Here is a 12,202-nt window from a genome sequence, read left to right as displayed (position 1 = left end):
TTGACCAAAACCCTTATCAGGCCTTGACTTGCGACTTTGCGTAGTCGATCGCCTGTTGCACGGTGGTGATCTTTTCAGCTTGTTCGTCGGGGATTTCCATTTCGAACTCATCTTCCAGTGCCATGACCAGCTCGACGGTGTCCAGCGAGTCGGCGCCCAGGTCGTCCACGAACGACGATTCGTTCTTGATGTCGGCTTCGGCGACGCCCAGTTGCTCAGCGACGATCTTCTTCACGCGTTGTTCGATATCGGACATAGTGTTCCTCCAGAGGGATGATAGGTTACAAAAGTGCGCGCATTTTAGCAGGTTTGCGCGCGGAAAATTTACTTTTAACTATTCCTGGCAAGATTGTGCCAAGTCCAGCTTAACTGCAAACAAAAGTCGTCAAAAGGACTTGAATCAAGCCCTCAAGACTTACTTAACCCATGTACATGCCGCCATTGACATTGAGCGTCGTACCGGTGATGTAGGCCGCTTGCGGGGAGGCCAGGAAGGCCACGGCATAGGCGATTTCCTCGGCCGCCCCCAGCCGGCCCAGCGGGATCTGCTGCAGGATGGCGGCAGACTGCTGTTCGTTCAGGGCCTTGGTCATGTCGGTATCGATGAAGCCGGGCGCGACGCAGTTCACGGTGATGTTGCGGCTGCCGATCTCGCGGGCCAGTGCCCGGCTCATGCCAGCCACGCCGGCCTTGGCTGCAGCATAGTTCATCTGGCCGGGATTGCCGGCCTCGCCCACCACGGAAGTGATGTTGATGATGCGGCCGGTACGGGCCTTCATCATGCCGCGCAGCACGGCGCGCGAGAGGCGACCGACGGCGGTCAGGTTGGTGGCGATGACGCTGTCCCACTCCTCGTCCTTCATGCGCATGGCCAGTTGGTCCTGGGTGATGCCGGCATTGTTGACCAGGATGGAGAGTGCGCCAAATTCCTTCTGCACCTGCTCCACGAGGGCCACGCTGGCTTCTGCGTCGTTGACGTTCAAGACCGCACCATGACCGGCTTCCGGTCCCAATGTTGCCAGGTACTCGCTGATGGCGGCCGCACCCGATTCCGAGGTGGCCGTACCGACCACCTTGGCGCCCTGCTTCGCCAGCTCGGTAGCGATGGCTCGGCCGATACCGCGCGACGCGCCGGTCACCAGGGCAACCTGGCCTTGCAGATTCTGTGCACTCATTTCAGCAACTCCAATACTTTGTTCAGGGATTCCTGGTCGACGATGGCCTCGCCCAGCAGTTCGCCATTGATGCGCTTGGTCAGGCCGGTCAACACCTTGCCCGGACCGCATTCGATCAGGTGCGTGACACCATCGGCGGCCATCTTCTGCACCGTCTCGACCCAGCGCACGGGCGCGGCCGCCTGGCGCACCAGGGCATCCTTGATGGCAGCCGGATCATTGACCACGGCCACGTCGACGTTGTTGATCAGCGGGATCTGCGGAGCGGAAAACGCCACGTTGGCCAGATAGGCTTGCAGGCGATCCGAAGCGGGCTTCAAGAGCGAGGAGTGGAACGGTGCCGACACCGGCAGCGGCAATGCGCGCTTGGCACCCTTGGCCTTGGCGATGTCGCAGGCACGACCGACAGCAGCCTTGTGGCCGGCAATCACGACTTGTGCGGGGGCGTTGAAATTGACGGCCTCGACCACTTCACCTTGCGCCGCTTCGGCGCAGGCCGCACGCACATCCTCATCGGACAGGCCGAGAATGGCCGCCATGCCGCCCTGCCCGACCGGCACAGCTTCCTGCATGGCTTGCGCGCGGAAGCGCACCAGCGGCACCGCATCCTTGAAGGCGATCACGCCAGCGGCGACCAGCGCCGAGTATTCGCCCAGGCTGTGGCCGGCGACCAGCGCCGGCGCCTTGCCGCCTGCGGCCAGCCAGGCGCGATAGAAGGCCACGGCAGCCGTCAGCATGACGGGCTGGGTGTTGGTAGTCAGGTCCAGGTCTTCCTTGGGACCTTCAGCGATGAGCTTGCCCAGGTCGAATTGCAGTGCGTCGGAAGCTTCAGCGACGGTCTGGCGAACGACTTCATTGTCGGCGAAGCCATTGAGCATCCCGATGGCCTGCGAACCCTGGCCCGGGAAAACGAAAGCAAATGTTGTCATGCTTGGATGTAGGTAAATTGGATGAAAATGCAGGAAATCGATGAAGCCAGTGAACGAAAGGACTACATCAGCAGCCCCTCCCTGCCCGCTTTACATGCGCACCAGCACGGCGCCCCAGGTGAAGCCGCCGCCGACGCCTTCCATCATGACGGTGTGGCCCGGCTGGATGCGACCATCGCGCACCGCCTGGTCCAGCGCCAAGGGAATCGAGGCCGCCGAGGTATTGCCGTGTTCGGCCACGGTGACCACCATCTTTTCCAGCGGCAGGCCCATCTTTTTGGCCGTGCCCTGCATGATGCGGATATTGGCCTGGTGCGGCACCAGCCAGTCGACCTCGGTGGATTGCATCCGGGCCGCTTCCAGCGCTTCGCGCGCCACCTTGTCCAGCAGGGAAACGGCCAGCTTGAAGACCGCCGGGCCGTCCATGTACAGGTAGGCGCTGCCAGCGACGGCGCCGTTGTTGACACTGCCCGGCACGCACAGGATGTGGCCATGGCTGCCATCGGCGTGCAGCTTGGTCGCCAGCACGCCTGGCTCCTGCGAGGCGCTCATGACGATGGCGCCGGCGCCGTCGCCGAAGAGCACGCAGGTGGTGCGATCCTTGAAATCCAGAATGCGCGAGAACACTTCGGCACCAATGACCAGAACGTTCTTGTGCGCACCCGATTTGATGAAGCTGTCTGCCACCGACATGGCGTAGACGAAACCGCTGCAGACGGCCTGCACATCCATGGCCGGCGCGCCATTGGTGATGCCCAGCTTGCGCTGGACCACACAGGCGGTGCTCGGGAAGCCACCCAGGTGATCCGGGGTGGAGGTGGCCATGATGATCAGGTCGATGTCATTGGGCTGCATGCCGGCCGCTTCCAGGGCGCGCTGCGCTGCCTGCAGGGCGAGGTCGCTGGAGAGCTGGTCCGGTTCGGCATAGTGGCGCGCGGAAATGCCGCTGCGCGTGACGATCCATTCGTCCGAGGTCTCGATGCCCTGCTCGGCCAGCTGCGCGGCCAGCTCATGGTTGGTGACGCGCTTGGCCGGCAGGTAGCTGCCGGTGCCGACGATTTTGCTGTAAGTGGTCATGCCGTCTTCTTGCTCTGTTAGTTCGGTTGATCCAGGGAGACCGGCGCCGGCTCGAAAGCCTTGGCAGCGGCCTCGGCCGTGCGCCCCTGCTCCTGGGGCATCAGCTCCGCCATGCTGGCGGCAATACGGGCGAGCACATCATACTTGGCCGCGTCATAGGCGCGGCGGATGGCCCATTCGAAAGCATAGACATCGGCCCCGCCGTGGCTCTTGAAGACCAGGCCCTTCAGGCCCAGCAAACTGGCGCCATTGTAGCGGGAAGGGTTGAGGCGGCGCGACAGTGCCTTGATGGCGCCATAGGCGATCAGGGCGCCGAGCTTGTTGATCAAGCCCTTCTTGAACTCGCTGGTGAGCACCTGCTTGACGAAGCGCCCCAGCCCTTCGGAGGCTTTCAGGGTCACGTTGCCCACGAAACCATCGCACACCACCAGATCGGTCGTGCCTTCGAAGATGTCATTGCCTTCCACGTTGCCGTAGAAGTTGAGAATACCCTTCTCATGATCGGCGCGCAGCAGGCCGGCGGTCGCCTTGACCAGCTCGTTGCCCTTCATGTCTTCCTCACCCACGTTCAGCAGGCCCACGGTCGGCTTGGCCTTGCCTTCCATGACCGCCACCAGGGCCGAGCCCATGAGTGCAAATTGATGTAAATGCTGTGGCTCGCAGTCGACGTTGGCGCCGAGGTCGAGCATATAGGTGGGGCCATCCTTCTGGTTGGGCAGGATGGTGCAGATGGCCGGACGGTCCACGCCCGGCAGGGTTTTCAATACGTAGCGCGAGACCGCCATGAGGGCGCCGGTGTTACCGGCCGAGACGGCGGCGTGGGCCTGCCCTTCCTTGACCAGGGTCACGGCCACGCGCAGGGAAGAATCCTTCTTGCGGCGCAGGGCGACCTCGATCGGGTCGTCCATGGTCACCACTTCGGTGGCGTTGTGAATGCGGATGCGGGTTTCGCCGGCCAGCTTGTATTTCTTCAGCAGCGGCTGCAGCACGGCTTCCTGGCCGACCAGGATCAGCTCTGCATCAGGTTGGCGCTTGAGGAAGGAGGCAGCGGCCGGGAGCGTGACTGACGGGCCATGATCGCCACCCATGCAGTCGATTGAAATTTTGATGGTCATCGATTTGATTCTGAGCCTTGCCAGCCCACATTATGAGGCAGATTGGAGAGCCTTCAAAATCGCACACTAGGTCAGCGCGCCAGATGAAGCTTCACGCAAGCAGGCAGGCGGGTCCGCTGACAGATGCCGCGGACATAAAAAAGCGGCGCAAAATGAACCTCCTGAAACAGAAGCTCATTGCGCCGCTTTTCTCCAAAAACAGCAAGCTCAATGAATGAGATTACTCGTCGTTCTTGGTCTTCAGCACCTTGCGACCACGGTAGAAACCGTTGGGGCTGATGTGGTGACGCAGGTGGGTTTCACCAGTCGTCGGCTCCACAGCCAGCGGGGGTGCAGTCAGAAAGTCGTGTGCACGGTGCATACCGCGCTTGGACGGGGTCTTTTTGTTCTGTTGAACGGCCATGATTACTCCTAAACCTTACTTAAGATTGAAAATTTTAACACATAGGATTCCCGTTTTAGGTAAACCCGCTGTGCCGCTGCCCGGCCTTTGCCAGACATTCCCCAACAATACTTGTTACTGCTTTAACTTCTTCAGTACCTCAAACGGGGAAGCCCGTTCAGCACCTTTGGCCTCGGCCGCCACGCTACCATCAGGACAGACGTCATGCTTGGGCGCCACCGGCAAGGCCAGCAACGCTTCGTCTTCGATCAGGTAGTTCACGTCGAAGGCGGCTGATCCGACGATGACATCGATCTCGTCATCGTCCAGCAGTTCTTCGATGGTGTCGGCTTGCGCCTCATCTTTTGCCAATACCAGCAGCGACTTCGAATCAATCTCGAAATTCAATGCCGTCAGGCAACGCTGACAGATCAGATTAACTGCACCCGACACTGCCAGACTGAGTTGAGCATGCCCCAGCTTGTCGATATCGCCGGACAGAGCCCAGTGAATCGTGCCGGAACGGTCAACCGTCTCTTGCGCCAGACGACCTAATTCAGCAACCGGAATCTCACCCTGCGCCTGCTGTTTCAGCCTGCAGAATTCGAACGCGTCGATAACAAATGCATTCATAGCCAAAGCAGAATCCGGAAAACCTGCGATCATAACAGAAAATTTCCTTACCAGTCAAAGCCTTAGCGCGCCACCTGCGTTCGACGCGCAAAAAAATCCGCCTCGGGAGGCAATAAAGCCGCTTGGGCGAGGTTTTTCGGCCAAAATCCGGGTTTTACTTGCCAACAACATCACACTCACTGCTGCCGATATGTCGCAAAATCACACCAACCTCTCGCCACTACGGCTCATCCTCGGCTCCAGTTCGGTCTATCGCAAAGAACTGCTGAGCCGCCTCGGCCTGCCCTTCGAGAGCATGGCACCGGACATCGACGAAACCCCGCAACCTGGCGAAACACCCGAAGCCACCGCCCTGCGCCTGGCACGCGACAAGGCCGCCGCCATTGCTGCGCGCGTCGGCCCGGCCCTGGTGATCGGCTCGGACCAGGTCGCCACGCTGGACGGCCTGCAAATCGGCAAGCCCGGCAACCACGCCAATGCCTTAAAACAATTACAACTGATGCGCGGGCGCGAAGTCATTTTTCACACGGCGCTGTGCCTGTGGGATAGCCGCCAGCGTGATGCTGCTGCGGCGGCGCAAGTAGTTAATGTGCAGACGCTGGTACGCTTCCGCGATCTGGATGACACCGAGCTGGATGCCTATCTGAAGATCGAGCAACCCTACGACTGTGCCGGCAGCGCCAAGAACGAAGGCTTGGGCATTGCCATTCTGGAGAGCATCCGCAGCGACGATCCCACCGCCCTCACCGGGCTGCCCTTGATCACCCTGACCAGCATGCTGCGACGGGCCGGCGTGAGCTTCTTCGGCGCCGCTGACGCGGCTCAGTGATTGCAGCTCAGTAATTGCGGCGCGGGTAACCTTCGGCCAGGATGCGCTGCCAGACCACTTCGCGCTGCTCCTTGTCCATGAACACCCATTGCGCCACCTCATCGACGGTACGGCCGCAGCCGCGGCAGACATCGTCGAAGGTGGTGGAGCACACGGCCACGCAAGGCGTGTCGGGGCGCTCGGGCGCGGATGAGACGGCGGACGGCGAAAGAGAGCTGGAAGACATTGAGCGAATCTGAATAGGGAAGATGAAGCATGGGACAAGCGAATTGCCCGGTATCCGGAAAAAACCTTCACTTGCAAAGGCTGCGAGTCCCCCATCTTACCAAGAACCGGTGACGGCCTCCCCCTGCTGATCGAAGGGATAGGCAAAGCCGCCCCCCCCTCCTTGAGCTCCACGCCCGAATCAAAAGACAAAAAAAAGCCCGCGACCATGAGGTGCGGGCTTGAATCCAATTTCTTAAGGAGGAGATTGGAGGAGACAGGTGCAACTATAGCGATGCACCCCGACGGAGTCTGCTTTATTGTGGCAATAGCAGATATTCACGCCCCTCATATCTCACCGCCGAACTGTGCCACAACGGCACCACCCCTGCGCCCCTTCGCCCCTTCACGCTGCGAACCAGACACCTTGCGCAGCAGAGGTCACCGGCCTGGGCGGATTACCGCCCTTGCGGTCACAGGCTTGCAGCAACAGCAGAGCGGATACCAGCAAAATCAGCGCATTCGTTCTCATCACAGCCTCCCGGAATGAATTCTCTTGCACAGAATGCCACCTTCCGCCTGCCCTGCCCGCCTGTCAAGCCGATCAGGCGGCGCTGCGCAGGCTGCCCAGTACGCCAGATGACGGTACGGCACGCGCGGCATCCAGGTTTTTCTCGTAGAGCGCGGCGATCATGTCCGACTGGGTCAGCATGCCGGCCAGCTTGCCGTCGGCCTGCACGACCGGAATCTGATGCAGCCCATCGGCCATGCGCGGCACCAGCTCCAGCAAGGGCGTATCGACCCGGGCGGTGATGACCGGGCGACTCATGATCTGACCCACGACTTCAGGCTTGTCCGAATGGGAGAACGGCACCCGGTGCAACAAGCGGCGCAATTGCGCCGCCAGCCCGGTGTGCACTTCCACACCGGCATGGTCGAGGAAGTCGGTACGACTGACGATGCCGATCACATGCCGGCCGCGATCGAGTACGGGCAAGGCGCGCAGTCGGTGCTGCTGCAACAGGCGCCAGGCCTCGTCCAGACCGGTGGCGAACTCCACCGCCACCACGTCGCGCGACATCACGGCCGCACACAGGGTCTGACCGAAGCGGCGGTGATAGACCCGCATCTCGGTTTGCAGGAAGATCTCTTCCAGGTCGTCGCGGCCAATGTCGAGCACCTGATTGAAATTCTTCAATACCTCGTCCAGATCGTCAGGCGAGAACCCCAGCCGTGTCATCGGCAATTCATCCCGCGTCTGGTGCGGATGGGGTGCAGCGCTGTGCTGGGCATGCGGATAGCGGCGCCCGCTGGCATTGTTGTAGAACAGGGCCGCAGCCAGCAGCAGCGCCGAATTGAGCAGCACCGGCGAAAGCACGAAGGCATAGCCCATGTCATGCACTACCGGCCCGCCCAGCACCGCGGTCAAGGCGACCGCCCCGCTGGGCGGGTGGATGCAGCGCAGCACGAACATGCCGCCGATGGCCAAGGCAATGGCCAGCGCCGCCGCCAAGGCCGGTTCCTGCACCAGCTTCGCGCAGGTCACGCCGATGAGCGCCGCCCACAGGTTGCCGCCCATGATCGACCAGGGCTGCGCCAGAGGACTGGAGGGGACCGCAAAGAGCAGCACCGCCGACGCCCCCATCGGCGCGATCAGCCAGATGGTGTGTGCTTCGTGCGGCAGCAGCGCATAGCTGATCAGGCCGACCAGCAGAATGCCGAACAGACTGCCGGCACACGCACGCATGCGCTCGAAGCGATCGACATTGGACTTGGCAGGAATAAAACTTTTCAACCACAGCAAGATAGAATCGGGCATATCCGTTCCGTGACGACGGTTCTCAACACGGCGCGTGGCGTGACAGCGCCCGCACCAACACCGCAATTACATCACAAGATGATATATATGTCCTGCTTACCGCTCTCCGTTTCCCCTCACTGCCCAGGCTTGTTCCGATGAGCGCCGCGCCCCGCCTGCAAAAGGATGATTTCGAGGCCTTGTCGGAATTTCGCTACCAATTGCGCCGTTTCCTGCGCTTTTCGGAAGATGCCGCCCAAAGCGAAGGGCTCACGCCGCTGCAATACCTGTTGCTGCTGCACATCAAGGGTTATCCCGGACGCGACTGGGCCAGCATCAGCGAACTGGCCGAGCGCCTGCAGGCCCAGCATCATGGCGTGGTGGCGCTGGTAACGCGCTGCGTGAAAGCCGGACTGGTCACGCGCACCCCGGACGACCGCGACAAGCGCCTGGTTCAGGTGCGCCTGACCGCGCTGGGCGAGCAATACCTGCATCGCCTGGCGCAGTTGCACCGCGATGAATTGCAGTCGCTGTCAGGCGTGTTCCAGGTCTCGTACATCTCGGCCTTCAACGACCGCGACTGACCCGGTGGCCGAGTCGGCGCAAGCGGGCTTGTGGATGTCCGCAGTCCGATCGGGGCAAGCTGCTGTTATGCTGGCGACAATTTCTCATCTCGCGCTCCAATGATCCGCAAAACTGCCCCCGCCGCCGCGCCCGTTCGCGCCATCACCAAGGAAGACGTGGCGCGCGCCGCCGGGGTGTCGCACATCACGGTTTCGCGGGTCATCAATACGCCTGAAAAGGTCTCCCCCGCTACGCGCGAACGGGTCGAAGCCTTCATCAGCAGCATGGGCTACATTCCCAACATGCTGGCCGGCGGGCTGGCCTCGCGCCGCACGCGCATCGTGGCGGCCATCGTGCCGACCATCAGCCATTCGATCTTTGCCGAGACCGTGCGCGGCCTGTCCGAGCAACTGAGCCTGCAGGGCTACCAGTTGCTGCTGGGACAGACCAATTATTCGGAAGAAGCGGAAACCGGCCTGGTGGAAGCCTTCATCGGCCGCCGCGTCGATGGCGTGGTGCTGACCGGCGTGCAGCATTCGCTGCGCACGCGCCAGCGCCTCAAGGCGGCCGGCATTCCGGTGGTGGAAACCTGGGACTGGAGCACGCAGCCCATCGACATGCTGGTGGGCTTTGACAACCACGCCGCCGGGCAGGCCATGGGCGAGTATCTGGTCCGCAAGGGCTATCGCCGCATGGCCTTCGTGGGCGGCGACGATCCCCGCGGCCTGGCGCGTTTTGCCGGCATGCGTGCTGCCCTGCTGGCGCAGGGCACGCCCGAGCCGGTGCACCTGGTGGTGCCGATGGGCAGCTTCCTGCAGGCCGGGCGCGAAACCCTCGGTCGCCTCCTGGCCTTGCAACCTGACATCGAGGCCGCTTTCTTCAGCAACGACGTCATGGCCGCCGGCGCCGCGCTGGAATGCGCGCGACGCGGCATCGCGGTACCGCAGCGCATGGCGCTGGCCGGTTTTGCCAATCTGGAGATCGCAACCGAAGTCCTGCCCGCGCTCACCACGGTGCAGATCAGTGCGCACCAGATTGGCCTGACGGCGGCCGAGATGCTGCTCACCCGCTTCGACGGCCAGCCAGTCCCGCAGCCCGTCTGCGACCTCGGCTATTGCATCCTGGAACGCGACAGCGCCTGAGGCTCAGGGCTCTTCCAGCTCTTCGCCCGCCAGTTCGACCCGATTGCGCCCCAGACGCTTGGCCCGATAGAGGGCGATATCGGCACGCTTGGTCAGCCGGTCCAGCGCCTCGTCAGCGGTCAGGGCCGCCACACCGAAACTGGCCGTGACCGTGATCCGCCGCTCCTGCTCGACCTCGAACACGCGCTCCTGCAGCGCCGCGCGCAGCTTCTCGGCCACGGCGGCGGCCTGCGCCAGGTCGGATTCGGGCAGCAGGATGATGAATTCCTCGCCGCCGTAGCGCGCCAGCACATCGACCTTGCGCAGCGACTGCGCCACGCACTGGCTCACCCCGATCAGGATGGCATCGCCGGCCTGGTGGCCGTAGGTATCGTTGATACGCTTGAAGTGGTCGATATCGAACAGCACCACCGACACCGCCCGTCCGTAACGCCGCGCCACACCCAACTGCTGGTCGGCATGGGTATAGAAGGCGCGCCGGTTCAGCACGCCAGTCAGGAAATCGGTGTTGGAAGAAGCCTGCAATTGCGTGATCAGAGCCTCACGCTCCCTGGCCAGGCTGTTGCGCTCACCCATGCGCTGCTTGAGCACGTGCAAGGCGCGCATCATGGCGCCGATTTCATCCTGATGGCGCGCCTGCGGAATCTCCTGCTCCAGCTTGCCCTCCACCAGGCCCGCGACCAGATCGGTGGCCTGCACCAGCGGACGCACCACGCGTCGCGCGATAAGCACCATGAGCATCTGGAAGAACAGGCAGGCCAGCAAGGTCAGGCTTACCACCAGGATCAGCAGGTCGCGGGCGCGGGTGCTGTGGCGCTCGGCCTGCTTCAGCAGATCACTCATGAGCAGGTCGCGCAGATCGGTGATGGATGCCATCTGGGGGACGTAGAACTTGAGAAGATCGTCGGGCGTGACGCCATATTCACCGGCCTTGAGCCCGATCTGCAGCAAAAAATCGAGGAACTGGAAGCCGCTGTCGAAATATTCCTTTTCCACCCTGTCCACGGCCGAGGCGAATGCGGGATCGCGACTGTAACTGGCCACCTGCCCGGCAATGAAGGTCCGCAGCAACTCGATGCGCCCGTAGAGACGCCCGATCTCGATGACTTCATCCTGGGTCAGCTGGCGATGCGCGATCAGGGGTGCGACGAAACGGGATCCCACCTGACCGGCATATTCGCGCAGGCTGGCGACCGCGCGCACGGCCGAGAGGCCATCGCGCAGCAAGGGATCGGCCCGGTCAGCCTCGTTGCTCAGATCGCTGACCACGCGCACCATCAGCGGCAGCAGATCGACCATGCTGCTCACGGCGGCCACCACCAGCACGTCGCTGCGATCTTGCGGCGCCAGATGCGCCACCCGGTCGACATTGGCGCGCGCCGGGCCCAGCCCCTGCTGGACCAGGCGCACCTTGTCCAAGGCCCATGACTGGCGCAGCCGCGGATCGGCCTCTAGCGCCGTGCGCAACTGACTGAGAGCCGCATCGCTCTGGGTGCGGGCATTGGCCAGCCTGGCCTGCAGTGGCGCCGCAAGGGGCACTCCCGCTCCCATGGCGGCATTGGCCGGGCCGCGCTCGGCGGAAATCTTTTCCATGGCCAGCAGAGCCAGGCGCAGCTTGCGCAGGGCCGGCACACTGTTGGCACCGCTGCGATAGGTATTCCACTCCATCCAGACCAGCGCTAGCGCGAACGCCAGAAACAGCGTCAGCAAGGCAATCGAGATCAGACGGAACAGACGATTCAGGGACATGATGAGCCCGCCATGAAAAGCAAACGCAGATACATGAGACGAATATATCAAGCTGCAGCCAAGGACGGCGCGGCCAGGTCGCGAGCGGGAAGAAATGTTGACCAGACTATCGCGGCGACGCCACGAAACCGGGAAAACCCTCCCGGCAGATGGGACGAGCCTGGTGCGCACACGATGTTCTCCCCCTCGAAAAACATCCACTACGCAGGAAATGACAGTCGCGGCAACGCAATGCGCCCCGCGCGGAACCGACGGACAAAAAAATAAGGCCCTGAAAAAATCAGAGCCTTATCTCTACAACTGCTACAACCTGCAAGCCAACTGGCGGAGAGGGTGGGATTCGAACCCACGGTACGGGAAACCGTACGCCTGATTTCGAGTCAGGTACATTCGACCACTCTGCCACCTCTCCGGTCAACTTCGGTCGTTTCACTGCGTGGTGCAGCGAAGACAGCGACTATAGCAGAACTATTTTCAGAGTGAAACTATTTTTTAAAAAATATTCAAAAGAATTATCTTCCCGTCATTGCTTCTGCCGCCGGACAGACTAAAGGAGGCAAAGTTCACACATAAAAGCATAAAGCTGAATTGCTTATCATCATCTT

13 protein-coding genes and 1 tRNA gene are annotated in these 12,202 nt (G+C 61.9%); 3 read left to right on the top strand and 11 right to left on the bottom strand.

Annotation, left to right across the window (positions count from 1 at the left end; translation table 11 throughout):
• Positions 1-16: 16 nt before the first annotated feature.
• The 7 genes from acpP to GWL_RS06525 all read right to left on the bottom strand — a co-directional run bounded on the left by acpP (position 17) and on the right by GWL_RS06525 (position 5,344).
• Positions 17-256 carry an acyl carrier protein gene (gene acpP / locus GWL_RS06555; RefSeq protein WP_006463505.1) on the bottom strand — a complete coding sequence of 80 codons (240 nt, stop codon included), beginning with the start codon at positions 254-256 and terminating at the stop codon, positions 17-19.
• A gap of 163 nt (positions 257-419) precedes the next feature.
• Positions 420-1,175, bottom strand: a complete 756-nt coding sequence (fabG, locus tag GWL_RS06550) for a 3-oxoacyl-ACP reductase FabG (protein ID WP_008327972.1) — start codon at positions 1,173-1,175, stop codon at positions 420-422.
• Positions 1,172-2,104, bottom strand: coding sequence for an ACP S-malonyltransferase (gene fabD / locus GWL_RS06545; RefSeq protein ID WP_008327970.1), 933 nt, complete (start codon positions 2,102-2,104; stop codon positions 1,172-1,174). The genes fabG and fabD overlap by 4 nt, the downstream gene beginning before the upstream one ends.
• A gap of 90 nt (positions 2,105-2,194) precedes the next feature.
• Positions 2,195-3,181 carry a beta-ketoacyl-ACP synthase III gene (locus GWL_RS06540; protein WP_008327968.1) on the bottom strand — a complete coding sequence of 329 codons (987 nt, stop codon included), beginning with the start codon at positions 3,179-3,181 and terminating at the stop codon, positions 2,195-2,197.
• A gap of 17 nt (positions 3,182-3,198) precedes the next feature.
• Positions 3,199-4,296 carry a phosphate acyltransferase PlsX gene (gene plsX / locus GWL_RS06535; protein WP_008327966.1) on the bottom strand — a complete coding sequence of 366 codons (1,098 nt, stop codon included), beginning with the start codon at positions 4,294-4,296 and terminating at the stop codon, positions 3,199-3,201.
• Between the two features lie 220 nt (positions 4,297-4,516).
• On the bottom strand, positions 4,517-4,699 hold the full coding sequence (rpmF, locus tag GWL_RS06530) for a 50S ribosomal protein L32 (protein WP_006463510.1): 183 nt from the start codon (positions 4,697-4,699) through the stop codon (positions 4,517-4,519).
• A 114-nt stretch (positions 4,700-4,813) separates the two neighbouring features.
• Complete coding sequence (locus tag GWL_RS06525) at positions 4,814-5,344, bottom strand: DUF177 domain-containing protein (RefSeq protein ID WP_008327964.1); 531 nt, start codon at positions 5,342-5,344, stop codon at positions 4,814-4,816.
• Positions 5,345-5,501: 157 nt separating this feature from the next.
• On the opposite strand from GWL_RS06525, the gene GWL_RS06520 reads away from it, so the two are divergent.
• The gene (locus GWL_RS06520; RefSeq protein WP_008327962.1) at positions 5,502-6,140 is read left to right on the top strand and encodes a Maf-like protein; all 639 of its coding nucleotides are present in this window, start codon (positions 5,502-5,504) and stop codon (positions 6,138-6,140) included.
• A gap of 7 nt (positions 6,141-6,147) precedes the next feature.
• Here the strand turns inward: GWL_RS06520 and GWL_RS06515 are convergent, their stop codons facing one another.
• Both GWL_RS06515 and GWL_RS06510 read right to left on the bottom strand, forming a co-directional pair.
• Positions 6,148-6,366, bottom strand: a complete 219-nt coding sequence (locus GWL_RS06515; protein WP_034350195.1) for a DUF1289 domain-containing protein — start codon at positions 6,364-6,366, stop codon at positions 6,148-6,150.
• Between the two features lie 582 nt (positions 6,367-6,948).
• Complete coding sequence (locus tag GWL_RS06510) at positions 6,949-8,163, bottom strand: HPP family protein (RefSeq protein ID WP_008327950.1); 1,215 nt, start codon at positions 8,161-8,163, stop codon at positions 6,949-6,951.
• A 137-nt stretch (positions 8,164-8,300) separates the two neighbouring features.
• Here GWL_RS06510 and GWL_RS06505 point away from each other — a divergent pair, with 137 nt between their 5' ends.
• Together GWL_RS06505 and GWL_RS06500 are read left to right on the top strand one after the other, a co-directional pair.
• Positions 8,301-8,726, top strand: coding sequence for a MarR family winged helix-turn-helix transcriptional regulator (locus GWL_RS06505; RefSeq protein WP_008327948.1), 426 nt, complete (start codon positions 8,301-8,303; stop codon positions 8,724-8,726).
• 99 nt (positions 8,727-8,825) lie between these two features.
• The gene (locus tag GWL_RS06500; protein WP_008327947.1) at positions 8,826-9,848 is read left to right on the top strand and encodes a LacI family DNA-binding transcriptional regulator; all 1,023 of its coding nucleotides are present in this window, start codon (positions 8,826-8,828) and stop codon (positions 9,846-9,848) included.
• 3 nt (positions 9,849-9,851) lie between these two features.
• On the opposite strand, the gene GWL_RS06495 is transcribed toward GWL_RS06500, so the two are convergent.
• Both GWL_RS06495 and GWL_RS06490 read right to left on the bottom strand, forming a co-directional pair.
• Positions 9,852-11,597 carry a diguanylate cyclase gene (locus GWL_RS06495; RefSeq protein ID WP_008327946.1) on the bottom strand — a complete coding sequence of 582 codons (1,746 nt, stop codon included), beginning with the start codon at positions 11,595-11,597 and terminating at the stop codon, positions 9,852-9,854.
• Positions 11,598-11,919: 322 nt separating this feature from the next.
• Positions 11,920-12,009 (bottom strand) — tRNA-Ser (locus GWL_RS06490).
• Between the last annotated feature and the right edge of the window lie 193 nt (positions 12,010-12,202).

The sequence above is a fragment of the Herbaspirillum sp. GW103 genome, assembly GCF_000261365.1.
GTDB lineage: Bacteria > Pseudomonadota > Gammaproteobacteria > Burkholderiales > Burkholderiaceae_D > Herbaspirillum.
Note: the sequence above shows the minus strand (reverse complement) of the source record. Positions and strands in the feature narration are given on the sequence as shown.